The organism is Streptomyces sp. enrichment culture (assembly GCF_964272895.1).
In the GTDB taxonomy this organism is placed as follows: domain Bacteria; phylum Actinomycetota; class Actinomycetes; order Streptomycetales; family Streptomycetaceae; genus Streptomyces.
In genome coordinates this window covers 57,902-82,799 of the sequence record NZ_OZ186833.1, presented here as the reverse complement: position 1 = coordinate 82,799, position 24,898 = coordinate 57,902, and the positions used below count along the sequence as shown (strand labels likewise).

The window sequence follows — 24,898 nt, the reverse complement described above, 5'->3', positions numbered from 1 at the left end:
CCGCTCTCCCCCGCCCTCACCCGCTCTCCCCCACCCACCGCGACGCCCTCACCCTGCCCGTGCCGCAACGCCCACGCCCGCCGTCCTTCCCCGGCCGCCGGAAACGCCCGTGCCCGCCGGAACGCCCACGGAGGTCCGATGAGCACCACCTTCTGGCGCCGGGAGACCTCCCGCGCCGAGTCCATCACCCGCGCGCGGACCGGTCTGACCCACGATCTGCGCGGCCGCCAGCGCCGCTACCTCGGGGCCATGCTGATCCGCACCGCCTGTGTGGTCGTGATGGCCCTCACCTGGAGCCGCTGGCCGGTCGTCGCGGTCTGCGCCCTGGTGGGCGCGGTCGGCATCCCGTATGTCGCCGTCGTGTTCGCGCAGGCCCACTGGCGCCAGCAGCGCGGCGCCCGGCACGCGGTGTCCTGGACCCGCAAGGAGCCCGCCGTACCGCGTGTGGTCGTCGAGCCGACGCTGATCCTGCCGCCGGAGCCGGGACACCACACGACGGGCTGAGCCGACGGAACGTCCGCCGCCTGTGGCCTGTCCTAGGTGTCGGGGCCGTCTCGTCTCGTCGACGGCCCGTCCGCCATCATGGCTCGCCATCCAGGGGGGAGGCGCCTCGTGAGCCGGGCCGAAGCGTTCCGGGAGTCACGGCCCGTGCTGTTCTGCCTCGCCCACCGCATCCTGGGCGTCGCCGACGAGGCGGACAAGGCGGTGCACGAGGCGTGGCTCCAGTACGAGGCCGCGCCTGTCGTGCGCCCGGAGTTCCTGCCGGCCGCGGTGACCCGGATCGCGCTGTCCATGCGGCATCCGGCGGGCGACGGGCCGCGCTGCGTCGATCCCGCGGAGTGCCGGGATCTCGCGGAGCCGCTGACCACGGCGGCCCTGGTGCTGCTGGAGCGGCTGTCGCCGCTCGGGCGCGCGGTCTTCGTGCTCAATGAGGTGCTGGGGTGCGGTCCGGCCGAGATCGCGTCGGCCGTGGGGTGCTCGGAGGCGGCGGCCGGGCGGCTGGTGGAGGCCGTGTCGAGGGCGAGCGACGGCGGCGGTCAGGCGCCGCCCTGGCCGCAGCGCATCGTGGGCGCGGAACAGGTGGCGCGGGTGCTCGCCGCGATCGTCCCGCCACTCGTGCGCATCGGCGTGACGATGGACACGCGGCCGGTGAACGGCCGCCCCGGCGCGGTCTTCCGCGACCGCACCGGCAGGGCGCTGACGGCCCTGTCCCTGGAGATCGTCGACGGGCTGATAGGGACGATCCGCTGGACGAGGATGTGACGCGCGCCGACCGGTCGGCCGCCCGCGACGGATCCCGCCTCCACGGCGCCACGGCGATACGGAGCTATGGCGCTACGACGTTACGGCGCTACGGCGTTACGGCGTTACGGGTGCGGCTGGGTCCCGCGGCCGCGGCGCAGGTCGGGGAGGTGGTGGGTCATGAAGGGCCTGCTGGTGACGAACTCCCGGAATCTCAGGGCCGCCTCGGACAGATAGGCGTCACGGCTGTGCACGAGGGTGAGCACGCGGTGGCACTCGGGGGCGTCCAGATGGACCCAGGCGACCGGGACGTGCGTGTCCGTGCCGGCCTGCCGGGACACCGCGGGGATGAGGCCGATGCCGAGGCCCACACTGATCAGATCCTGGATGGCGGCCGGCTCGTCGGCCTCGCAGGACAGCGGCGGGACCAGCCCCTCCGCCGCGAACAGCCGGTCGAGCAGGGCGCGCTGCCAGTGTCCGGGCCGCGTGGTGACGAAGGGCTCGCCGGCGATCTCGCGGATCGTCACGCTGTCGCGCCCGTCGAGCCGGTGCCCGCGCGGGACCGCGAGCAGCACCTCCTCCCGGGCGAGCTCGACGGCCTCCAGGCCCGTGCCGGCCAGCGGCTGGGAGGCGACGCAGAAGTCGACCTTCCCGGCCTGCAACTGGCGGCTCATCTCACGCGCGTTGGACTGGTAGAGCCGTACATCGGCGTGCGGCCACGCCTCCCGGAAGCCGCCGAGGACCGGGGTGATGGTCAGCAGTGTCTCGCAGGCGATGCTGACCCGCCCGAGCCCCGTGTCCCGGGCGTCGCGCAGCGCCCTGCGGGCGTCGTCGAGTTCGCTGAGGGCGCGGTCGACATGGCGCAGGAACATCTCCCCGTACCGGTTGAGGCGGATGCGGCGCCCCTTGCGGTCGAACAGCGCGGTGCCGAGGTCGGCCTCCAGGCGGGCGATGGTCCGGCTGAGCGCGGGCTGGGCGACGTGCAGTTCCTCCGCGGCCCGGCTCATGTGCTCGTGGCGCGCGACGGTCTGGAAGTAGCGCAGTTGCCGCAGATCCACCGTCCACCTCGCCTTATGCCTTTTGAGGCATCATCACATGGCAAATAAGGTCTTGGATACGCATAAGCGGTTGTCCCTATGATCTTCGGCGGGGTCACCGCACAGATGACGGGCGGCGCCGCCCGTCGGCCGCGCGCGCGATGCGAGGCCCCGCAGCCCCACCGGCCGCCGTCGCCCAGGAAGGTCGCACCATGAGCGCTGCGGAACTGGCCCGACTCCAGTTCGCGGCCACCACCGGCATCCACTGGCTGTTCGTGATCCTCACGATGGGCCTCGTCCCGCTGGTGGCGTTCATGCACACCAGGGCGGCGTACAGCCGCGATCCCGCCAAGCGGGCCGTGCGGGAGCGCATGACGCGGTTCTGGGGCCAGCTCTACGTCATCAACTACGCGGTGGGCATCGTCACCGGCATCGTGATGGAGTTCCAGTTCGGGCTCAGCTGGAGCGGCCTGAGCAAGTTCGCGGGCAATGTCTTCGGCGCCCCTCTGGCGCTGGAGACGCTCATCGCGTTCTTCGCCGAGTCCACCTTCCTCGGCATGTGGATCTTCGGCTGGGGGCGGCTGCGCCGGGGCGTCCATGTCACCCTCATCTGGCTGGTCGCCCTGACCGCGTACGCCTCGGGCTACTGGATCCTGGTCGCCAACGGCTTCATGCAGCATCCCGTCGGCTACGAGGTGCGTGACGGCGTCGCCTACCTCACGGACTTCACCGCGCTGCTGACCAACTCGATGTCCCTGACGGCCCTGGCCCATCTCTCGCTCGGCGCGCTCACCACGGGCGGTGTCCTCGTCGCCGGGTTCAGCGCCTGGCACTTCGCGCGCGGCACCCAGGAGACGGAGCTGTTCCGCGGCTCGTTGCGCATCGGGGTGTGGGTGAGCATGGTCGCCTCGTTCTTCGTCGTCGTGCTCGGCGAGCTGCAGAAGCCCGTCATCGAGGACACCCAGCCGATGAAGCACGCCCTGATCGAGGGCGGCGACGTGGCCGCGGTGCAGGCGCGGATGGCCGAGACCTACGGTCCGGGCGACTATGTGCCCTGGCAGGACTGGGTGCGGGTGTCCATGGATGTGATGTCGGTCCTCGGCAACACCGTCTCCACCATCACCTTCGTCGCCGTCTTCCTGCTGTGGAAGGACCGCCTGGTGAAGTGGCGTCCCATGGCCTATCTGATGACGGCGATGATCCCGCTGCCCTTCATCGCCTCCATCGGCGGCTGGATCGTCCGCGAGATCGGGCGGCAGCCCTGGATCATCTACGGCGAGCTGACCGTCGAGGACGCGCTGTCCCACGTCGGCAGGACCTCCCTGGTCGTCTCCTGCGCCGTGTTCGTCACCGTCTTCGTCGCGCTGGCGGTCGTGAACTGGACCCTCATCACCCGCTTCGCCCGCCGCGGGCCGGACGCCACCCAGCTGGGTGCCGCCGAACCGCCCGCCCCGGCGGACAAGCAGGTGGTCCACGCCTACTGAGCCGCCGACCGGCGTCATGAACTGCCCTCCCGTGACGGAAAGTTGAGCGAGATGAGTCTGGAGACCCTCTGGCTGGCCCTGCTCGGGCTGCTTCTGGCCGGGTACTTCGTGCTCGGCGGCTACGACTACGGCGTGCAGATGCTGCACCCCTTCCTGCGCGGCTCCGAGGAGCGGGACGGCGGCGGGGACGGGGAGGGCGAGCGCGGCGCGGACAACGCCGCCCTCGACGCCATGGCGCCGTTCTTCCTGGGCAACGAGGTCTGGCTGGTGGCCTTCGCCGGCGTCATGTTCGGTGCCTTCCCGCATCTGGAGGGCACTCTGCTGTCCGGCCTGTACCCGCTGATCGTGGCCGTCCTCGTCGGTCTGGTCGTCGGCAACGCCGCGATCCAGTTGCGCCGGCGCGCCCGCAGTGCGGCCGGGCGCCGCAGGTGGGAGGCGCTGATCGTGTTCGGCGGTGTGGTGCCCGCGGTGTGCTGGGGGCTCGTCGTGGGGCTGCTGCTGCGGGGTGTGCCGCGGCGGCCGGACGGGTCCTTCCATGTGGGGTTCGGCGAGGTGTTCTCGCCGTTCGTGCTGTCCTGCGGCGTGACCTTCACCCTGCTGCTCGGGGCCCATGGGGCGGGCTTCGTCGCGTTGCGCGGGGCCCCCGGCACCGCCGCGCGGGCCCGGCGGCTGGGTGCCGTGCTGCTGCGGGCGACGGGTGCCGCGGCTGCCGTGCCGCTGCTGCTGACGCTGTCCGGCGCGGGCGCGGATCTGGCCAACGCCCCGACGGGGGCGGTCCTCGCCGTCCTGATCGCGGCGGTGCTCGCCGGCGCCTGGTGGGCCGTGGGGCGCGGGCACCGCGTGCGGGCCTTCGCGGGCACCTGTCTGGCGGTCGTCCTGCTGGTGCTGCTCATCGGCGCGGGACAGCACCCGTATCTGCTGGCCGGCGCGGACGGTACGGCGGGCCTGACCGTCGACGAGGCCGTCACGGACGGCGCCACGCTGAAGATCCTCACCGGCTTCGGGCTGGTGCTGATCCCGGTGATCCTCGCGTACCAGACGATGAGCTGGTGGGTGTTCCGGGGCCGCACGGGCCGCCGGCATCCCAGCTACTTCTGAGGCGCGCACTTCACTCACCGCCCCGCACGAGTTATCGCCCGCCGGCAGAATGGAGAGGAATTCAAGAACCGTTTGATGTTCGCTAGGGAAGTTCGTGCTCCGCGCCCCCTGTCATTTAGGGTACGCACTTTCGTCCTGACGGCTCGTCACATACCCATAGTGGCTGGTCAAGTGACCCAGGTCACCTCCGAGTGCCCTTGGTCGGCCGGTGCTGCCTGTGTCACGATTTCTGAGAGCCCCCCCTGCCCAAAAACATTTCCGTGGCAGCGAGTCGGTCGGCGAAGGAAACTCCCAATCGGCTGTTTCCGGCCACTGGGCGAGACTCCTTGAGACATCGATTTCGGAGTCGCCGGCGGCTTCGACAAGGCCAGGAGGACCGACTTCACGGGGGAGCACCATTGAGCAGCTTGCGCTGGCTGACCGCGGGGGAGTCGCACGGTCCCGCACTGGTGGCGACGCTGGAGGGCCTTCCCGCCGGCGTGCCGGTCACGACGGAGATGGTGGCGGATCACCTGGCCCGGCGCCGGCTCGGTTACGGCCGTGGTGCGCGGATGAAGTTCGAGCGGGACGAGGTCACCTTTCTCGGTGGTGTCCGGCACGGCCTGACTCTCGGCTCTCCGGTCGCGATCATGGTGGGTAACACCGAGTGGCCGAAGTGGGAGAAGGTCATGGCGGCCGACCCGGTGGATCCGGGCGAGCTCGCCGAACTGGCCCGTAACGCCCCGCTGACCCGGCCGCGTCCGGGCCATGCGGACCTGGCGGGCATGCAGAAGTACGGCTTCGACGAGGCCCGTCCGATCCTGGAGCGTGCCTCCGCCCGTGAGACCGCGGCCCGCGTCGCGCTGGGGGCGGTCGCGCGCTCGTACCTGAAGGAGACGGCCGGCATCGAGATCGTCTCGCATGTGGTCGAGCTGTGCTCGGTGAGGGCCCCGCAGGGTGTCTACCCGACGCCTGCCGACGTGGAGAAGCTGGACGCCGACCCGCTGCGCTGCCTGGACGCCGACGCGTCGAAGGCGATGGTGGCCGAGGTGGACCAGGCGCACAAGGACGGTGACACCCTCGGTGGTGTGGTCGAGGTGCTGGCCTACGGCGTGCCGGTCGGTCTCGGCTCCCATGTGCACTGGGACCGCAAGCTGGACGCGCGGCTGGCCGGTGCGCTCATGGGCATCCAGGCCATCAAGGGCGTGGAGATCGGTGACGGTTTCGAGCTGGCCCGTGTCCCCGGTTCCAAGGCGCACGACGAGATCGTGAAGACGCCCGAGGGTATCCGGCGTGTCTCCGGTCGCGCGGGTGGTACGGAGGGTGGCCTGTCCACCGGTGAGCTGCTGCGGGTGCGGGCGGCGATGAAGCCGATCGCGACGGTGCCGCGGGCGCTGAAGACCATCGATGTCACCACCGGGGAGCCCGCGCAGGCCCATCACCAGCGCTCCGACGTCTCCGCGGTGCCGGCGGCCGGCATCGTCGCCGAGGCGATGGTCGCGCTCGTCCTCGCGGACGCGGTCGCGGAGAAGTTCGGCGGCGACAGCGTGGCCGAGACACGGCGCAACGTCACCTCGTACCTCGACCGGCTGACCATCCGCTGACGTCGTCCGATCTACCGAGAGTCGAGCGGTCCCGGCCACGGGGCCGCTTTTGTTGTTCGTCCAGTTCCTGCGCACAGACACACGAAAAGACAGACAGGGAGCAGTCAGTGTCCGAGAACGTCACCTCCGGGGCATTCGGCGACGAGGCGGAGCTGCGCCGCAGCAACCGCGCCATCGTCGAGCGGTACATGAACACCAAGGGGCAGGACCGGCTGCGTCGGCACGAGCTGTTCACCGAGGACGGCTGCGGCGGCCTGTGGACCACCGACACCGGCGCCCCCATCGTCATCAACGGCAGGGACCGCCTCGCCGAGCACGCCGTCTGGTCGCTGGAATGCTTCCCCGACTGGGAGTGGTACAACGTCAAGATCTTCGAGACCGACGACCCCAACCACTTCTGGGTGGAGTGCGACGGGCACGGGAAGATCCGCTTCGCCGACTACCCCGAGGGTTTCTACGAGAACCACTTCCTGCACTCCTTCGAATTCGAGAACGGGAAGATCAAGCGGCAGCGCGAATTCATGAACCCGTTCGAGCAGCTGCGCTCGCTCGGGATTCCCGTCCCGGAGATCAAGCGCAAGGGCATACCCACCTGACCCCGCGCAGCACCTGACCGGCACGACATCACCGTTGGGATCGGAGTTCGTACATGAAGGACGTCGTGAAAGACGTCATACGGGAGATTCGTGCCCGAGGGGCCGTGCAGCAGCCCAAGTGGAGCGACCTCTCCCAACTGAGCAGGGTGAGCCAGGCACTGGCGACCCGCCCCACCCTCGTGCACCCCGACGACGTGGCCACCATGCGCACCCTGCTCGGCAAGGTGGCCCTCGGTGAGGCCATGGTGGTGCAGTCGGGAGACTGCGCCGAGGACCCCCAGGAATGCACCCCCCGCCATGTCGCGCGCAAGGCCGCGGTGCTCGACCTGCTCGCCGGGACGCTCGGCCTGATCACCGGCAAGCCCGTGCTGCGCGTTGGACGCATCGCCGGTCAGTTCGCCAAGCCGCGCTCCAGCGACACCGAGGTCGTCGACGGCATCACCCTGCCCTCGTTCCGCGGCCACATGGTCAACGGCCCGGAAGCCGACCCGGAGAGCCGCCAGGCCGACCCGCTGCGCATGCTCACCGGCTACATGGCCGCCAGCGACATCATCGAACACCTGGGCTGGCGTGAACGCGCCGCGGGCCGTGACGTCGTCGAGCCGCTGGTGTGGACGAGCCACGAGGCACTGCTCCTCGACTACGAGATCCCCATGCTGCGCATGGACGACCAGGGCCGCATGTTCCTCGGCTCCACACACTGGCCGTGGATCGGCGAGCGCACCCGCCAGGTCGACGGCGCCCATGTCGCCCTGCTGTCCCAGGTCGCCAACCCGGTGGCGTGCAAGGTGGGCCCCGGCATGGAGCCCGAGGAACTGCTGGCCCTGTGCGAGCGGCTGGACCCCTGGCGCGACCCGGGCAAGCTCACCCTCATCGCCCGCATGGGCGCCGATGTCGTCGCCGACCGGCTGCCGCGCCTCGTCGAGGCCGTGCGCGGCGCGGGCCACAGCGCCATCTGGCTCACCGACCCCATGCACGGCAACACCGTCACCGCGCCCAGCGGCCACAAGACGCGGATGGTGGAGACCATCTCCCTGGAGCTGTCCCGGTTCGTCGACGCCGTGCGCGGCGCGGGCGGCGTCCCCGGCGGGGTGCACCTGGAGACCACCCCCGACGACGTCACCGAGTGCGCCGGCTGCAAGGACGACCTCGACTCCGTGGGCGAGCGCTACACCTCGTTCTGCGACCCCCGCCTCACCCCGTGGCAGGCCGTGTCCGTGATCTCCGCCTGGACCGCCTGAGCCACCTGCCCGAGCCAGGAACTGGAGCCATGACCGGCATACCTTCCATCTCCGCGTACCCGCTGCCCACCGAGGGCGACCTGCCGTCGGCCGCCGTGTCCTGGAAGGCCGAACCCGACCGGTCCGTCCTTCTCGTCCACGACATGCAGCGCTACTTCCTCGCTCCGCTGCCCGAACCGCTGCGCCAGGACCTGGTGCGAGGCGCGGCCCAGCTGCGCGACCAGTGCGCCGCGCTCGGCATCCCCGTCGCCTACACCGCCCAGCCGGGCAGCATGACCGACGAACAGCGCGGTCTGCTCAAGGACTTCTGGGGCCCCGGTATGCGCGCCACGCCCGAGGACCGCCAGGTGGTCGACGCCCTCGCACCGGGCGAGGAGGACTGGCTGCTGACCAAGTGGCGTTACAGCGCCTTCTTCCGCACCGACCTGCTCCAGCGGATGCGCGCCGCCGGCCGCGACCAGCTGATCCTGTGCGGCGTCTACGCCCATGTCGGGGTGCTGGCCACCGCGGTCGACGCGTTCACCAACGACATCCAGCCGTTCTTCGTCGCCGACGCCACCGCCGATTTCTCCGAGGACTACCACCGCTCGGCCCTCACCTACGCCGCCGAGCGCTGTGCCCGTGTCACCACGGTCAAGGGGCTGTTCGCATGACGCACGCCGATCCGCACACCGATCTGCTCCAGAAGGTGCTGGACGAACCGTCGCAGCCCTACGCCCTGCTGCACCGGCCCACCACCACGGGCCCCGGCGCGGTCGAGGTCCTGACGGGCACCGTGTCCCAGCCCGCGACCCTCGCCGACATCCCGCTGCCCCCGGCCCCGGCCGCCGGCACCGGCGCCCGGCACGAGGTCCTCGCCCTCATGCCCTACCGGCAGCTGTCCGAGCGCGGTTTCGCCTGCGCCGACGACGGCACACCGCTCGTGGCGATGACCGTCACCGGCCAGCAGCGGCTGCCGCTCGCCGAGGCCCTCGCCCGTATCCCGGACGTCCCCACGACGCTCGCCGGCGGCGGCTTCGACGTCGACGACGACGCCTACGAGGACCTGGTGCGCCGCATCGTCAAGGAGATGATCGGCACCGGCGAGGGCGCCAACTTCGTCATCAAGCGCACCTTCGTCGCCGACATCACCGACCACGGCCCGCTGAGCGCCCCGGCCCTGTTCCGCCGGCTGCTGCAGGGCGAGTCCGGCGCCCACTGGACGTTCCTGGTGCACACCGGCACCCGCACCCTGGTCGGCGCCTCGCCCGAGCGGCACGTCAGCCTCGAGGGCGGTACGGCCGTGATGAACCCCATCAGCGGCACGTACCGCTATCCGGCGTCGGGCCCCACCCTGTCGGGCGTCCTGGAGTTCCTCGACGACCGCAAGGAGACCGACGAGCTGTACATGGTCCTCGACGAGGAACTGAAGATGATGGCCCGCATCTGCCCCGAGGGCGGCCGGGTCGTCGGGCCCTACCTCAAGGAGATGGCCCGGGTCGCGCACACCGAGTACTTCATCGAGGGCCGCACCGACCGCGACGTACGCGACATCCTGCGCGAGACCATGTTCGCGCCGACCGTCACCGGCAGCCCGCTGGAGAGCGCCTGCCGCACCATCGCCCAGTTCGAGCCCGGCGGCCGCGAGTACTACAGCGGGGTCGCCGCGCTCATCGGCCGCGACGACGCCGGCGAGCGGGTCATGGACTCCGCGATCCTGATCCGCACCGCGGACATCAGCCCGGCCGGACGGCTCCGGATCGGCGTCGGCGCCACCATCGTGCGCCACTCCGATCCGGCCTCCGAGGCCGCGGAGACCCGCGCCAAGGCGGCCGGGCTCGTCGCGGCCCTCGGCGGCGGCGGACCGCAGCGCTTCGCCGACCACCCCAGCGTGCGCGAGGCCCTCGGGCTGCGCAACGACTCCATCGCCGGCTTCTGGCTCGCGGGCCGCGACGCCTTCGCGGCCGGCCGGCCGGAGCTGGCCGGGCGCAGTGTGCTGGTCGTGGACGCCGAGGACACCTTCACCTCCATGCTCGACCAGCAGCTGCGCTCGCTCGGCCTGCGGGTGACGGTCCGCCGCTTCGACGAGGACTACGCCTTCGAGGGCCACGACCTGGTCGTCATGGGGCCGGGGCCGGGCGACCCGCAGGAGAGGGCGCACCCGAAGATGCACCATCTGCACACCGCGGTGGGCACCCTGCTGCGTGAGCGGCGCCCGTTCCTCGCCGTGTGCCTCAGCCACCAGGTCCTCGGCCTCGGGCTCGGTCTGCCGCTGCGCCGCCGGACGGTGCCCAACCAGGGGGTGCAGAAGCGGATCGACCTGTTCGGCAGCGCCGAGCACGTCGGCTTCTACAACACCTTCGCCCTCGTCAGCGAGGACGACGAGTTCACCGCCGAGGGCCTGGGCCGGGTCCGCGTCAGCCGTGATCCGGCGACCGGCGAGGTCCATGCCCTGCGGGGCCCCGGCTTCGCGTCGATGCAGTTCCACCCGGAGTCCGTTCTCACTCAGGACGGGCCGCGCATCCTGGGCACCGCCCTGGCCGGTCTGGTCGTGCCGGACCGCGTCCCCGACCCGGCCTGACCTGTGCGGCCATCGGCCGCAGCACCAAGACAAGTGGGAGAACAGATGCACCAGTACGTCGTCGTCGACGCGTTCGCGCGGGTGCCGCTCACCGGCAATCCCGTGGCGGTGTTCTTCGCCAGCGACGACCTGACCGCCGAGCAGATGCAGCGCATCGCGCGGGAGATGAACCTCTCGGAGACCACGTTCGTCCTGGAGCCCAAGCAGGGCGCGGACCACCACGTGCGGATCTTCACCCCGGTCAACGAACTCCCCTTCGCGGGCCACCCGTTGCTCGGCACGGCCATCGCGCTGGGCCGGCGCACGGACGCGGACCGGCTGCGGATCGAGACCGCCATGGGGATCATCCCGTTCGAGCTGGAGCGGGAGAACGGCACGGTCGTGGCGACCCGCATGCGCCAGCCGGTGCCCGTGTGGGAGCCGTTCGACCGCGCGGACGAACTCCTCGAAGCGCTCGGCATCGGTGCCTCGACGCTCCCGGTCGAGATCTACCGCAACGGCCCGCGCCATGTCCTGGTCACCCTGGAGAGCGTGGAGGCGCTGTCCAAGCTGGACCCGGACCACCGTGCGCTGGCCCGTTTCCCGGACATGGCGACGAACTGCATCGCCGGGTCCGGGACGCGGTGGCGCAACCGCATGTTCTCGCCCGCGTACGGAGTCGTGGAGGACGCCGCCACCGGCTCCGCCGCCGGGCCCATCGCCATCCACATCGCCCGCCACGGCCTGGGCGCCTACGGCGAACACATCGAGATCACCCAGGGCGTCGAGATCGGCCGTCCCTCTCCCATGGGCGCTCTCGTGCACGGAGAGGGCGACCACGTCGAGACCGTGGAGGTCTCGGGCCATGGTGTCGTCACATTGGAAGGAGTGCTGCATGTCTGAGGCAACGAACGGAAAGGTGACGCACGCCGGCCCCGGCAGCACCCGTTCCGAGACGATGACGGCCACCCTCGCGGTGGACTTCCCCGAGTTCGTCACCCCGCCCGCCGAGCCGATGGGGCTGCTCGTGCAGTGGCTGCAGGACGCCGTGGCGAACGAGGTGCGCGAACCGCGGGCCCTGGCCCTCGCGACCGCCGATGCCCAGGGCCGCACGTCCTCGCGCATCGTGGCGATCAACGCCGTGTCGGCCGCCGGGATCGACATCATCACCCACGCCGACAGCCGCAAGGGCCGGGAGCTCGCCGAGAACCCGTGGGCCTCCGGGGTCCTGTACTGGCGCGAGACCAGCCAGCAGATCACGCTGGCCGGGCCGGTGCGTCTGCTGTCCCGCGCCGAGGCGGAGGCGCTGTGGTTCAAGCGGGCCGTCTACACGCACGCGATGACCACCGCCTCCCGGCAGAGCAAGCCGTTCAGGGACCTCGACGAGTTCGAGGAACTGCGCGCCAAGGCGCTGGAGCTGGGCGCCACCGGGCAGCCGCTGCCGTGCCCCGAGACGTTCGTGGCGTACCGGATCGAGCCGACCTCGGTGGAGTTCTGGGCCAACGGCACGGACCGGCTGCACGAGCGGCTGCGCTACGACCGTACAGACGACGGCTGGCACATCAGCCGTCTCCAGCCGTGAGGCCGTGATCGCCATGACTGCCGCTACCGCTCCCTCCCCGACGGCCTCCGACCCCTCGAGAGGCCCTGTGCCGCCGTCCCCGTTCACCGACCACCACGACCTGCGGGCCCGCAACCGCCAGGCGGTGGAGAGGTACCTGGACACCGATCCCGACGCTCGGCTCAACCGCTACACCCTGTACACCGAGGACGGCAGCGCCGCCCTCTTCTACACCGACATCGGCCGTCCCATCGTCGTCAGGGGCCGCGAGAACCTCAAGCACCACGGTGAGCTGTCCCTCAAGGTGCTCCCGGACTGGCTGTGGTTCAACGTGCAGATCTACGAGACGCACGACCCGGCGGTCATCTGGGTCGAGTGCGAGGGCGAGGGCACGATCCGCTTCCCCGGCTATCCCGACGGCCACTACCGCAACCACTTCATCCACGGCTTCACCCTCAGTGACGGCCGTATCGTCTCCAGCCGCGAGTACACCAACCCGATCGAGCACATGCGCTCGCTGAGCATCGAGACCCCGCGCATCCAGCGGGACTGGATCCCCAGCAGCTGACCCTCGAGACGGACACGAAAAAAGTCCCGGCCGCATCTGGAATGCGGCCGGGACTTTTCGCGTTTTCGGGGGTGGAGACCGAGGGGTCCCGGATCGGGTTTCCTGACGGGGGAGCAGGTGTGCCCTCGGTCTCCACCCTTATGACAGTGCTCGCGCGCCAAGTGTGACGGCGCCCGGGCGTGGCCGGGATCACCCGGTGCGGACGGTCCTTCGGTCCAGCACGTTGCGGTGGATGTCGAGGGCCGCCGTGGACTTGTTGAGGGTGATGTAGTGCAGTCCGGGCGCGCCCTCGGCGAGCAGCCGCTCCGCCATGGCGGTGGCGTACTCGACGCCGATCGCGTGCGCCTCCTCGGGCCGCTCGCGGGCGCCCTCCAGACGGTGGGCGAGGTCCTCGGGGAACGCCGCGTCGGAGAGCTCCGCGAAGCGCCGGATCTGGCGTACGTCCGTGGCCGGCATGATCTCCGGGATGATCGGCACGTCACAGCCGGCGGCCACGACCCGGTCGCGCAGCCGCAGATAGTCCTCCACGTCGAAGAACATCTGTGTGATGGCGTAGTCCGCGCCCGCCCGGCACTTGGCGACGAAGTGCCGGATGTCGCTGTCCCAGTCGGGCGAGCGCGGGTGCTTCTCCGGGAACGCGGCGACCCCAATGGTGAAATCGCCCAGCGACCGCACCAGTTCGACGAGCTGGTAGGCGTAGTCGAACCCGTGCGGATGCCGCTCCCACGGCCCCTTGGGGTCACCGGGCGGGTCCCCGCGCAGCACGAGCACATCGCGCACGCCGGCGTCGGCGTACTGCCCGATGATCCGCCGCAGCTCGGCCACCGAGTGCCCGACCGCGGTCAGGTGCGCGACCGGCCGCAGCGTCGTCTCGGACACGATCCGCTTGGTCACCTCGATGGTCCGGTGCCGTGAGGAGCCGCCGGCGCCGTAGGTGACGGACACGAAGTCGGGCGCCAGCGGTTCGACCCGCCGAATGGCCCGCCACAGGCTCTCCTCGCCCTTGGCGGTCTTCGGCGGGAAGAACTCGAACGACAGCGTCGGTCCCGTCGTCCCCCTCATCGTCCTGCCCCCGCCCTGCCCGCGTTGAAGTACTTCGCCTCCGGGTGGTGGACGACGAAGGCGTCGGTGGACTGCTCGGGGTGCAGCTGGTACTCCTCGGACAGCTCCACGCCGATGCGCTCCGGCTCCAGCAGATACGCGATCTTGGCGCGGTCCTCCAGGTCGGGGCAGGCCCCGTAGCCGAGGGAGAAGCGGGCGCCGCGGTACTTCAGCGCGAACATGTCCTCGACGTGGGCCGGGTCCTCTCCGCCGAAGCCGAGCTCGGCGCGCACGCGCGCGTGCCAGTACTCGGCGAGCGCCTCGGCCAGCTGCACGGACAGGCCGTGCAGTTCGAGGTAGTCCCGGTAGGCGTCGGCGGCGAACAGCTCGGCCGTGGCCTCGCCGATCCGCGAGCCGACGGTGACCACCTGGAGTCCGATGACGTCCGTCTCCCCGGACTCCTCCGGGCGGAAGAAGTCGGCCAGGCACAGCCGCCGACCGCGGCTCTGCCGCGGGAAGCTGAACCGGGTCCGCTCGTTCCCGGACTCGTCCAGGATGATCAGGTCGTCTCCCTTGGACACGCACGGGAAGTAGCCGTAGACGACGGCCGCCTCCAGCAGGTTCTCGGTGCGCAGCCGGTCGAGCCACATCCGCAGCCGAGGCCGCCCCTCGCCCTCGATGGTGGCGCCCTTCAGTCCCCACTGGCCCTTGAACAGCGCGCCCTCGTCCAGCCAGGAGGCGTACTCCTTGAGCTGGATGCCCTTGACCACACGGGTGCCCCAGAACGGCGGGGTGGGCACCGGGTTGTCGACGGCGACGTCGGACCGTACCGGCCCTTCCGCGCCCCGCTCCTCGACGACCGTGGTGACCGCTTTGACCCGGCGTTGCTTGAGTTCGGGCAGCTTGGCGCCGGGCACGCCGCGCTTGACGCCGATCAGCGCGTCCATCAGCCGCAGCCCCTCGAAAGCGTCCCGCGCGTAACGGACCTCGCCCTCGTAGATCTCGTGCAGATCCTGCTCGACATACGCACGAGTCAGCGCCGCACCACCCAGGATCACCGGATAAGTCGCCGCCAGACCGCGGGCGTTGAGCTCCTCCAGGTTCTCCTTCATGATCACCGTGGACTTCACCAGCAGCCCCGACATACCGATCACATCGGCCCTGTGCTCCTCGGCCGCGTCCAGGATCGCCGACACCGGCTGCTTGATCCCCAGGTTGACCACGTTGTAGCCGTTGTTCGACAGGATGATGTCGACCAGGTTCTTACCGATGTCGTGCACATCACCACGCACCGTGGCCAGCACGATCGTGCCCTTGCCCGCCTCGTCCGTCTTCTCCATGTGCGGCTCAAGGTAGGCGACAGCCGTCTTCATCACCTCGGCCGACTGCAGCACGAACGGCAGCTGCATCTGCCCCGACCCGAACAGCTCACCGACGACCTTCATACCGTCCAGCAGCGTCTCGTTGACGATGTCCAACGCCGACCGCTCGGCGAGGGCGTCATCGAGATCGGCCTCCAGACCATTGCGCTCACCATCGATGATCCGCCGCTTCAGGCGCTCCTCCAGCGGCAGCGCCGCCAGCTCCTCGGCCTTGCCCGCCTTCAACGACTTCGCCGTGGCCCCCTCGAACAGAGCCATCAGCTTCTGCAGCGGGTCATACCCCTCGGCACGCCGGTCGTAGATCAGGTCGAGTGCCGTCCGGACCTGCTCCTCGTCGAACCGGGCGATCGGCAGGATCTTCGAGGCGTGCACGATCGCCGAGTCCAGCCCCGCCTTGACACACTCGTCCAGGAACACGGAGTTCAGCAGGATCCGCGCGGCCGGGTTCAGACCGAAGGAGATGTTCGACAGACCCAGCGTCGTCTGCACCTGAGGGTGGCGGCGCTTGAGCTCACGGATCGCCTCGATCGTGGCGATACCGTCCCCGCGCGACTCCTCCTGACCCGTGCAGATGGTGAACGTCAGACAGTCGATGAGAATATCCGACTCCTGGATACCCCAGTTCCCCGTCAGATCGGCGATCAGCCGCTCGGCGATCTCCACCTTCTTCTCGACCGTACGGGCCTGGCCCTCCTCGTCGATCGTCAGCGCGATCAACGCCGCCCCGTGCTCCTGCGCCAGGCGGGTCACCCGCGCGAACCGCGACTCGGGACCGTCCCCGTCCTCGTAGTTCACCGAGTTGATCACCGCACGGCCGCCCAGCTTCTGCAGACCCGCCTCGATCACGTCGACCTCGGTGGAGTCCAGCACGATCGGCAGCGTCGACGCCGTCGCGAACCGCCCCGCCAGCTCCTCCATGTCGGCCACACCGTCCCGGCCGACATAGTCCACGCACAGATCCAGCATGTGCGCGCCCTCACGGATCTGCTCGCGCGCCATCTCCACACAGTCGTCCCAGCGGCCCTCCAGCATGGCCTCACGGAACTTCTTCGACCCGTTCGCGTTCGTCCGCTCACCGATCGCCAGATACGACGTGTCCTGACGGAACGGAACCGTCTGGTACAGCGACGCGGCTCCCGGCTCCGGCTGGGGCTCACGCGCCGGCGGCATCAGTCCCCGCACCCGCTCCACGACAGCGCGCAGGTGCTCGGGCGTGGTGCCGCAGCAGCCGCCGACCAGGGAGAGCCCGTAGTCGCGGACGAAGTTCTCCTGCGCGTCGGCGAGCTCCGGGCCGCTGAGCGGGAAGTAGGCCCCGTCCTTCGTCAGGACCGGCAGACCGGCGTTCGGCATGCACATCAGCGGCGTACGGGAGTGCCGGGCGAGGTAGCGCAGGTGCTCGGTCATCTCGGCGGGGCCGGTGGAGCAGTTGAGGCCGATCAGGTCGATGCCCAGCGGCTCCAGGGCCGTCAGGGCGGCGCCGATCTCGGAGCCCAGCAGCATCGTGCCGGTGGTCTCGAAGGCCAGCGAGCAGATCAGCGGGAGGTCCGCGCCGAGGGCCTCCATGGCCCGCCGGGCGCCGATCAGGGCGGCCTTGGTCTGCAGGAGGTCCTGCGTCGTCTCCACGATCAGCGCGTCGGCGCCGCCCGTGATCAGGCCCTCGGCGTTGCGCTGGAAGCCGTCGCGCAGCACGTCGTAGGTGACGTGTCCCAGCGTGGGGAGCTTGGTGCCGGGGCCCATGGAGCCCAGCACCCAGCGCTGCTGTCCGGTGCGCGCGGTGAACTCGTCGGCCACCTCGCGGGCCACGCGCGCCCCGGCCTCCGACAGCTCGAAGATCCGGTCGGCGATGTCGTACTCGCCCAGTGCCGCCTGGTTGGCGCCGAAGGTGTTGGTCTCCACGCAGTCCACGCCGACCTCGAAGTACGCCTCGTGGACCGAGCGCACGATGTCGGGGCGGGTGACGTTCAGGACCTCGTTGCAGCCCTCCAGCTGCTGGAAGTCCTCCAGGGTCGGGTCCTGGGCCTGGAGCATGGTGCCCATGGCTCCGTCGGCCACCACCACTCGGGTGGCCAGTGCCTCGCGCAGTCCGCTCATGACACACCTGCCAGACGTGGCTCGATCTCCAGGGCGGCCTCGCGGCCGTAGGCGCGCTCCAGGCGTTCCAGGAGGTCGGCGGGGAGGAGCTTGTACTCCTGTGTGCCGACCGACTCCAGGACGACGGAGGCCAGCGCGCAGCCGAGCCGTGCCGCGCGCTCGGGGGACCACTCCCAGGCGAGGCCGGCGAGGAACCCGGCCCGGAACGCGTCACCGACACCGGTCGGGTCGGCGATGCGCTCCGTCGGTACGGCCGGGATGTCGGTACGGGGCTGTCCGCAGCGCGACAGCGACACGCCCTCGGCGCCGCGGGTGACGATCCAGGTGCCGACCCGGCCGAGGATGTCCCGCTCGCTCCAGCCGGTGCGCTCGCGCAGCAGGGCGGCCTCGTACTCGTTGGTGAACAGCAGGTGTGCCCGGTCGACCAGGCGCCGGGCCTGCGGTCCGTCGAGGCGGGCGAGCTGCTGGGAGGGGTCGGCGGCGAGCAGGATGCCCGCGCGATGGGCGGCCTCGGTATGGCGCAGCATGGCCTCGGGGGCGTCGGCGCCGACGAGGACGAGATCGAAGCCGCCGGTGCGTTCGGCCACGGCACCCAGGTCGATCTTCGCGGCCTCGGCCATGGCACCGGCGTAGAAGGTGGCGATCTGGTTCTGCGCCCGGTCCGTGGTGCACACGAAGCGGGCGGTGTGCAGGGTCTCGCTGATCCGCACGGCGTCCGTGTCCACGCCGGCCGCCCGCAGCCAGGCGCCGTACTCGGCGAAGTCGGCCCCTGCCGCGCCCACCAGGTACGGTGTCAGGCCCAGTCGGCCGAGTCCGAAGGCGATGTTGGCGGCGACCCCGCCTCTGCGCACTTCCATCTGGTCGGCGAGGAACGACAGGGACACATGCTCCAGCTGCCCTTCGATCAGCTGGTCGGCGAAGCTTCCGGGAAACACCATCAGTTGGTCGATCGCAATCGACCCGGCCACGGCGATACGCACGCAAGCACTCCTTGAACGTGGTGCCGGTGTCAGAAACGGAAAAAGCTCCGCCTGCGGGCGTCACACGGAGGTGATCCTCGGGGCGGAGCGGGGTTCAGCGGGGGCTCGGCGGGCGGCGATGCGGCCCGCGGCCGGAGCAGAGTTCAACTCGCCCGTGCCGCAAGGGATCTGGGCAGGGGAGGCGTGCCGTAAGAGTGACATGGGCGACATCGGCAGGCCAATATCCCGTCCGGGTGACCTGTGTCACGGGACGCAGGTCGGGCGGCCCGTCCGCCCGCTCCCCGCAGGCCGTTCACGGCCGAACGGGCCGACGAGCGACCGCTTGTGCCGTCGCTGCGTCGACCCGTCCTCAAGGGGTTCTTCAGCCGGAGTCCGCCGGCCGTCCCGCTCTCATCTGAGGGAGCGGCCACCCGTCCGTCGAGTGGCGGTGGAACCGCTGATGGTGGACTTGCTGACCCGGAGGTTCGCCATCATGCCCATCGCCGCGTGGTCGAACATGTGGCAGTGGTAGACGTACGTTCCCTCGTAGCCGGTGAAGGTCGCCTGCACCTTGACCGTCTCGCCGGGGGCGATGGCCACCGTGTCCTTCAGGCCGCTCTCCGGGCCGGACGTGACCGGCTGCCCGTTGCGTTCCACGACCCGGAACTGCACGAGGTGCATGTGGAAGTTGTGCGGCATCCGGAGGTTGGCGTTGCGCACGGACCAGATCTCCGTGGCCCCGTAGGCGATCTCGGTGTCGATGCGGTTGTGGTCGTACGCCTTGCCGTTGATCAGGGCCGAGCCCATGGTGTTGGTCGCGTCCATGCTCAGCACGAACTCGCGGCTGACCGTGGGCGTGCCCAGCGGCGGCAGCGTGCGCAGCGTCGCCGGCACCGTGCTGGTGTCGCTGACGGGGTTGCCCACCCGGAACTGCAGGACGTTCCCGATCAGCGCCACCGGGTCCTCGGCGACCATCGTCGCCGTGTTGAGGAGCGTCAGCTGCGTGCCCGCCGGGTACTTGGAGAAGTCGATGACGACGTCGGCCCGCTCGCCGGGGGACAGCGCCACCGAGGTGACCTCGATCGGCTTCTCCAGCAGCCCCCCGTCGGAGCCGATCTGCTGGAAGGCCGAGCCGTCCGACAGCTTCAGCGTGAAGAAGCGGAGGTTGGCGGTGTTGTACAGCCGGAAGCGGTACTTGCGGGCCGCGACGTTGAAGTAGGGCCACGCCTTGCCGTTGGCGAGGACCACCGTGCGCTGGCGGAGGTCACCCATCTGGTAGATGAACTGGCCGTTGCTGTCGAAGCGGGCGTCGCGGATGGCGATGGGCACGTCGTACGCGCCCGAGGGCAGGTTCAGCTGCTGCTCGACGGAGTCCGTCAGCAGGTAGAACCCGGTCAGGCCGCGGTAGACGGTCTCCGACTCCTGGTGGTGGGCGTGGTCGTGGAACCACAGGTTCGCGTGCGGCTGGCTGTTGGGGTACGTGTACGTCTTCGCGCCGCCCGACTCGATGAGGTCCATCGGTCCGCCGTCGCTGCTCTCGGGCACATGGGCGCCGTGCAGGTGGATCGAGGTCGGCACGTTCAGGAGGTTGTACTGCCTGACCAGCGCGCGGCGCCCGGCGGTCTCCTTGATGACCGGCCCCGGCCATCTGCCGTTGAAGCCGTACACCCGTGTCGTGTACCCGGGTATGACCTGCGCGTCCACCTCTTCGATCGTCATCGGGTAGCAGCTGGTGGTGGTGGACGACCAGGCCGGCTGTACCACCTGGGGCACCGGCATGGCCTGCTGGAACTTCGGGATGGTGGTCGGGTCGAGGTCCGTCACGGTCGTCGCGGCCGTTGACGAGGGCGCCGCGTCCGACACGGCGGGCACCAGCAGGCCCGCGCCCCCCAGAGCGCCGGTGAGAGCCGCCCCGGACTTGAGGACGGTTCTGCGCTGGATCATGCAATCTCCCCCCGAGAGATGTCGCGAAGTAACGCGACGAACAGCTACTGGTCTCCCGCCCAGACTTCTGCACTCCGCTTTCGACAGCCTGGAGCGGGACTCAAGATCGACCGGAGCCGGCTCCTACCGCCGTCGCATCGCGGCTGGTGTTCCGCTCCTGGTCACGGCAGGGTCGGGCCCCCTCGATCGCGGCCGAGGGGACAGGTCGTCGTGCGATGGATCACGCGTCCGCGGCCGGGCGCGGCGGATTGCCGGTCAGCGGTGAGGTGTCCTCGTAGCGGACCTCGTAGACCCGCTCGGTGAACTTCCAGCCGTCGTCGGTGCGCTGGTAACGATCATGATAGATGGCGTAGTTGATGCCGCAGCGGCCGTTCAGGGCGCGCCCGACCTCCGACATGTACGCGCGGCCGGAAGCGGTGTCGCCGTCGAGCCGGATCATGCCGGGGTGGGTGTTCTGCACGAGGAAGTCCAGCACCGTCGGTACGCGCCGGCCCCAGGCGCGGATCTGCTCCGGGCCCTCCAGTTCGACGGGGATGTTCGGCATCCGCAGCGCCCCGTCCGCCGTGAAGAGCCGCGCCACGCGGTCGTAGTCGCGCATCATCACGGCGTCGGTGAACTCCCCGCGCAGTGCCTCGATTTCGACGCGGTCCGCGATGGCCTGGAAGTCATTCATCGCTTTCCTCTTTCTTCTTTCGCAGTGCCTGGGACTCGGTGCCACGAACGGCACCGCCCATCACGTCGACAGCGGGTGCGCGCGGAATGTGACGGGTGAGGGCCGTTTCCTCGCCAGGCCGCCCCGAACGGGTGATCGCGGACGGTCCGGTGTTCGACACGAGCCGAGGGTGTTCGAGGTTGTTCGAGGTCAGCGGCCGTGCGCCGATGCCGCCAAGCCGGCACCAACCGGCTCGATAGTGCGCCTCAACCACGGAGCCAGATGCTGGGACCGCAGCATCGGCCGAGGTGTGTCGTCATGCCTGCGTCGACCGCCGCCATGGTGGCGTCGACTGCCGTATCCGGGACGGCACGTCGGTTGAACCGTTTCCGCGGCCCGCCCGTCGGCGACAGGCTCTTCATGATCGTCTGGCGCCCTACCTGTGGGCCCTCACCTTAGGGAAGGCCGAATATGGAGGTTACCGAGGTTCCGGTTCTGATCGTGGGCGGCGGTGGCTGCGGCCTGTCCGCCTCCATCTTTCTCTCGGACCACGGTGTGGGACACATGCTCGTGGAGCGCCATACGGACACGTCGATCGTGCCCAAAGCGCATTACATCAACCAACGCACGATGGAGGTCTTTCGCCAGCACGGCCTCTACGACGACGTGGTGGAGCGGGCTTCCACCACCGACCGGTTCGGCCGGGTGCGCTGGCAGACCTCGCTGACCGGCGACGGTCCCCTGGACCGCCGGGTGATCCACGAGATGGACGCGTTCGGCGGTGGCGCGCTGACCGAGGTGTACGCGGCCGACGGCCCGGTGCTGCCGTTCAAGCTGCCGCAGTTGAGGCTGGAGCCGATCCTGCGCCGGAAGGCGGAGGAACGTAACCCCGCCGCGTGCTCTTCTCCCACGAGCTGGTCTCCTTCGCCGAGGAGGGAGACCGGGTCGTCGCCGAGATCCGCGACCTCACCACCGGTGACGTCAACCGGGTCGTGGCGCAGTACGTCATCGCCGCCGACGGCGGACGCACGCTCGGCCCGGAGCTGGGTGTGCGGATGCAGGGCACGGTGAAGATGGCCGACGTCACCACCGCGTACTTCTCCGCGGATCTGTCGCAGTGGTGGCACGACGGCACCTTGATGACCTGGTTCGTCAACCCCTACCGCCCCGACCTCAACTCCGCGCTGCTGGAGATGGGGCCGACCTGGGGCAGGCAGTGCGAGGAGTGGGGCCTGACCTTCGTCCTCGGTGACGTGGACCTCTCCGACGACGCGGCGGTCGCCGAGCGCATGCGTGAGGTGCTGGGCCTGCCCGACCTCGATCTGACGGTGCACAAGGTGTCCCGGTGGACCGTCGAGGGCGTCCTCGCCGACCGTTACCGGGTCGGGCGGGTGTTCATCGTGGGCGACGCCGCCCACCGCCAGCCGCCCACCACCGGGCTCGGTCTCAACGGCGGCATCCAGGACGTGCACAACCTCGCCTGGAAGCTGGCCGCGGTGCTCTCCGGACGCGCCGACGACGGCCTGCTGGACACCTACGAGGCCGAGCGGCGGCCGGTCGGCAAGCGGAACGTCGACTGGGGCCTGGCCGCCTGGTTCCACCACCGGGTCATGACGGAGGCCGCGATCGGCCTCGGCCCGCATGTGCCGCCGGAGCGCCGCTCGACGGCGTTCGCCCACTACTTCGAGCCGTCGGAGGTCGGAGAGGTCCGGCGGGCCAGGGCGGCGGAGCTCTTCGGCACCCACCGTGCCGAGTGCCAGGCCCACGACCTGGAGATCGGCTTCGCCTACGAGGCGGGTGCCGTCGTCCCCGACGGGACCGAGCCGCCGCCCCGCTCGCCCATGGGCACCGACTACCACCCCACCACCCGACCCGGGCACCGGCTGCCGCACGCCTGGATCGAGCGCGACGGACAGCGGCTGTCCACACACGACCTGGTCGGCGCCGCGAACGGCTTCGCCCTGCTCACCGGCCCCACCGGCACCGGCTGGGCGGAGGCGGCCCGTGAGGTGGCCGAGAAGTTCTCGGTCCCCCTCACCGTGGCCCGGATCGGGGACGGCGCGGAGTACACCGACGACGGCTGGGCGGACGTACGGGAGGTCGGCGACGACGGTGCCGTCCTGGTACGCCCCGACAACCACGTGGCGTGGCGGTCCATGAGCGCCACCGAGCACCCCGAGGCCGTGCTGGCCCAGGTGTTCGCCCAGGTCATGGGCCACGGAACGACTGACAGGGGCTAGCCCTGCAGATCCCGGCATTCCGGATGCGGCGGCAGCCTGTCACATCCGGGCGCCCGGACCTGTCATATCGGCGAAGCCTTGGGTTCGACCCAATCCACGAGGAGCACAGATCATGTCCACAACCAGTGCCGCACCCGCGGCAAGAGACTCACGGCGGTGGATGGTCCTCGCCGTCGTCTGCGTCGCTTACCTCATGCTCACGCTCGACATGACGGTGATGAACCTGGCGCTGCCCTCGGCGCAGGAGGATCTCCACTTCTCGGACGCGGACAAGCAGTGGGTCCTCACCGCGTACGCCCTCTGCTACGGCACCCTGCTGCTGATCGGCGGCAAGCTCGCCGACCTCATCGGCCGCAGGGAGACGCTCCTGGTCGGCCTGCTCGGCTTCGCGGCCGCCTCCGTGATCGGCGGCGCGGCCAACAGCTTCGGCCTGCTGGTGGCCGCCCGTGCGGCGCAGGGCGTCTTCGCCGCGCTGCTGGCGCCCACCACCCTGGCGCTGCTGACCACCACGTTCACCGACGCCAAGGAGCGCGCCAAGGCGTTCGGCGCCTTCAGCGCGGTCGCGGCCAGCGGCGGCGGTCTGGGCCTGCTGATCGGCGGCGCCCTGACGTCCGGCCTGAACTGGCGTTGGTGCATGTACGTCAACCTGCTGTTCGCCGCGTTCTCGCTGATCTTCGGCGCCCGGCTGCTGCCCCGCCAGCCCCGCACCAAGTCCAGCATGGACATCCCCGGCATCATCCTGGTCTCCGGTGGTCTGTTCGGCCTGGTCTGGGGCTTCTCCAACGCGGCCGAGCACTCCTGGAGCACCCCGTCGACCTGGGTCTTCCTCGTGGCCGGCGGCGTGCTGCTGATCGCCTTCTCCGCCTGGCAGGCGCGCGCCGACAAGCCGCTGATCCCGCCGCGGGTCGTGCTCGACCGCAACCGCGGCGGCGCCTACCTGACCTCGCTGCTCGTCGGCATCGGCATGTTCAGCGTGCTGCTCTTCCTGATCTTCTACCTGCAGAACGAGATGGGCTACTCGGCGATCAAGTCGGGTCTCGCCCTGATGCCGATGATCATCGTCACGGGCATCATGGCGAACGAGGGCAACACCCGGCTGATGCCGAAGTTCGGCCCGCGGCCGATGATCACCGTCGGCATGCTGATCAACGCCGGTGCCATGGTCTGGCTCGCCCAGATCGACACGGACTCCGGCTACGCCTCGGCCATCCTCGGCCCGCTGATGCTCATCGGCCTCGGCATGGGCCTGATCTACGCCTCGGCCCTGAACACCGGCACCACCGGCGTGGACCCGCAGGACGCGGGTGTCGCCTCGGCGACGATGAGCGCCAGCTCCCAGCTCGGTGGCGCCATCGGCATCGCCCTGCTCAACACGATCTCCGCCAGCGCGGTCAGCGACTACCTGGCGGACCACGCCGACGGCAAGCCGGGACCGGAGCTGTTCCAGCTGGCCGCGATCGAGGGCTACGTCCAGGTGTTCTGGTGGGCCGCGGGCATCTTCCTGCTCGGTGCCGTCATCGCCGGCGCGCTGCTGCGCAGCGGCCCGCTCCCGACGCCCGCGTGGGGTGAGGACTCCGCCGAGGCGGACAAGGCGGAAGCGGCGGTGCACTGACGTACCACCGAAGCTCCTTCCAGGCATG

Annotated in this window: 20 protein-coding genes and 1 pseudogene; 14 read left to right on the top strand and 7 right to left on the bottom strand. The window is 70.3% G+C overall.

Annotated elements, in window-relative coordinates:
* The first annotated feature begins 138 nt into the window (after positions 1 to 138).
* Positions 139 to 504 (top strand): DUF3099 domain-containing protein, encoded by a 366-nt coding sequence (locus ACSU6M_RS33935; protein ID WP_437075590.1) that lies wholly within the window; start codon positions 139 to 141, stop codon positions 502 to 504.
* Between the two features lie 108 nt (positions 505 to 612).
* Entirely contained in the window at positions 613 to 1,263 is a 651-nt protein-coding gene (locus ACSU6M_RS33930) for a sigma factor-like helix-turn-helix DNA-binding protein (protein WP_437075588.1), read from the top strand.
* Between the two features lie 104 nt (positions 1,264 to 1,367).
* On the opposite strand, the gene ACSU6M_RS33925 is transcribed toward ACSU6M_RS33930, so the two are convergent.
* Positions 1,368 to 2,300, bottom strand: coding sequence for a LysR family transcriptional regulator (locus tag ACSU6M_RS33925; RefSeq protein WP_437075587.1), 933 nt, complete (start codon positions 2,298 to 2,300; stop codon positions 1,368 to 1,370).
* A gap of 191 nt (positions 2,301 to 2,491) precedes the next feature.
* On the opposite strand from ACSU6M_RS33925, the gene ACSU6M_RS33920 reads away from it, so the two are divergent.
* The 10 genes from ACSU6M_RS33920 (at position 2,492) to ACSU6M_RS33875 (ending at position 12,949) form a co-directional block, all read left to right on the top strand.
* Positions 2,492 to 3,763, top strand: a complete 1,272-nt coding sequence (locus tag ACSU6M_RS33920) for a cytochrome ubiquinol oxidase subunit I (protein ID WP_437075585.1) — start codon at positions 2,492 to 2,494, stop codon at positions 3,761 to 3,763.
* Between the two features lie 51 nt (positions 3,764 to 3,814).
* Positions 3,815 to 4,861, top strand: a complete 1,047-nt coding sequence (locus ACSU6M_RS33915; RefSeq protein WP_437075583.1) for a cytochrome d ubiquinol oxidase subunit II — start codon at positions 3,815 to 3,817, stop codon at positions 4,859 to 4,861.
* A 398-nt stretch (positions 4,862 to 5,259) separates the two neighbouring features.
* Positions 5,260 to 6,444 (top strand): chorismate synthase, encoded by a 1,185-nt coding sequence (gene aroC / locus ACSU6M_RS33910; RefSeq protein ID WP_437075582.1) that lies wholly within the window; start codon positions 5,260 to 5,262, stop codon positions 6,442 to 6,444.
* A gap of 107 nt (positions 6,445 to 6,551) precedes the next feature.
* Positions 6,552 to 7,040: a PhzA/PhzB family protein gene (locus ACSU6M_RS33905; protein ID WP_437075580.1), complete on the top strand. Its 489-nt coding sequence runs from the start codon at positions 6,552 to 6,554 to the stop codon at positions 7,038 to 7,040.
* A gap of 65 nt (positions 7,041 to 7,105) precedes the next feature.
* Complete coding sequence (locus ACSU6M_RS33900; protein ID WP_437075675.1) at positions 7,106 to 8,281, top strand: 3-deoxy-7-phosphoheptulonate synthase; 1,176 nt, start codon at positions 7,106 to 7,108, stop codon at positions 8,279 to 8,281.
* Between the two features lie 29 nt (positions 8,282 to 8,310).
* Positions 8,311 to 8,934, top strand: coding sequence for an isochorismatase family protein (locus tag ACSU6M_RS33895; protein WP_437075578.1), 624 nt, complete (start codon positions 8,311 to 8,313; stop codon positions 8,932 to 8,934).
* Entirely contained in the window at positions 8,931 to 10,841 is a 1,911-nt protein-coding gene (locus ACSU6M_RS33890) for an anthranilate synthase family protein (RefSeq protein WP_437075576.1), read from the top strand. Before ACSU6M_RS33895 ends, ACSU6M_RS33890 begins: the two co-directional genes overlap by 4 nt.
* Positions 10,842 to 10,886: 45 nt before the next feature.
* On the top strand, positions 10,887 to 11,723 hold the full coding sequence (locus ACSU6M_RS33885) for a PhzF family phenazine biosynthesis protein (RefSeq protein WP_437075574.1): 837 nt from the start codon (positions 10,887 to 10,889) through the stop codon (positions 11,721 to 11,723).
* On the top strand, positions 11,716 to 12,402 hold the full coding sequence (gene phzG / locus ACSU6M_RS33880) for a phenazine biosynthesis FMN-dependent oxidase PhzG (protein ID WP_437075572.1): 687 nt from the start codon (positions 11,716 to 11,718) through the stop codon (positions 12,400 to 12,402). Before ACSU6M_RS33885 ends, phzG begins: the two co-directional genes overlap by 8 nt.
* Before the next feature lie 13 nt (positions 12,403 to 12,415).
* The gene (locus tag ACSU6M_RS33875) at positions 12,416 to 12,949 is read left to right on the top strand and encodes a PhzA/PhzB family protein (protein WP_437075570.1); all 534 of its coding nucleotides are present in this window, start codon (positions 12,416 to 12,418) and stop codon (positions 12,947 to 12,949) included.
* Positions 12,950 to 13,138: 189 nt separating this feature from the next.
* Here the strand turns inward: ACSU6M_RS33875 and metF are convergent, their stop codons facing one another.
* From metF to ACSU6M_RS33845, 6 genes are all read right to left on the bottom strand, one after another.
* On the bottom strand, positions 13,139 to 14,011 hold the full coding sequence (gene metF, locus ACSU6M_RS33870) for a methylenetetrahydrofolate reductase [NAD(P)H] (protein ID WP_437075568.1): 873 nt from the start codon (positions 14,009 to 14,011) through the stop codon (positions 13,139 to 13,141).
* Positions 14,008 to 17,463 carry a methionine synthase gene (gene metH, locus ACSU6M_RS33865; RefSeq protein WP_437075566.1) on the bottom strand — a complete coding sequence of 1,152 codons (3,456 nt, stop codon included), beginning with the start codon at positions 17,461 to 17,463 and terminating at the stop codon, positions 14,008 to 14,010. Before metH ends, metF begins: the two co-directional genes overlap by 4 nt.
* Entirely contained in the window at positions 17,460 to 18,443 is a 984-nt protein-coding gene (locus ACSU6M_RS33860) for a carbohydrate kinase family protein (RefSeq protein WP_437075565.1), read from the bottom strand. Before ACSU6M_RS33860 ends, metH begins: the two co-directional genes overlap by 4 nt.
* 390 nt (positions 18,444 to 18,833) lie before the next feature.
* Complete coding sequence (locus ACSU6M_RS33855) at positions 18,834 to 20,366, bottom strand: multicopper oxidase family protein (protein WP_437075564.1); 1,533 nt, start codon at positions 20,364 to 20,366, stop codon at positions 18,834 to 18,836.
* 220 nt (positions 20,367 to 20,586) lie between these two features.
* Complete coding sequence (locus tag ACSU6M_RS33850) at positions 20,587 to 21,039, bottom strand: nuclear transport factor 2 family protein (RefSeq protein WP_437075562.1); 453 nt, start codon at positions 21,037 to 21,039, stop codon at positions 20,587 to 20,589.
* A complete protein-coding gene (locus ACSU6M_RS33845; RefSeq protein WP_437075560.1) occupies positions 21,032 to 21,292 on the bottom strand; it encodes a hypothetical protein in 261 nt (86 codons plus the stop codon). The genes ACSU6M_RS33850 and ACSU6M_RS33845 overlap by 8 nt, the downstream gene beginning before the upstream one ends.
* 197 nt (positions 21,293 to 21,489) lie before the next feature.
* Between ACSU6M_RS33845 and ACSU6M_RS33840 the strand changes: the two are divergent.
* Positions 21,490 to 23,258: pseudogene (locus tag ACSU6M_RS33840) on the top strand (FAD-dependent monooxygenase).
* Positions 23,259 to 23,370: 112 nt separating this feature from the next.
* The gene (locus tag ACSU6M_RS33835) at positions 23,371 to 24,870 is read left to right on the top strand and encodes an MFS transporter (RefSeq protein ID WP_437075559.1); all 1,500 of its coding nucleotides are present in this window, start codon (positions 23,371 to 23,373) and stop codon (positions 24,868 to 24,870) included.
* The last annotated feature ends 28 nt before the right edge of the window (positions 24,871 to 24,898 follow it).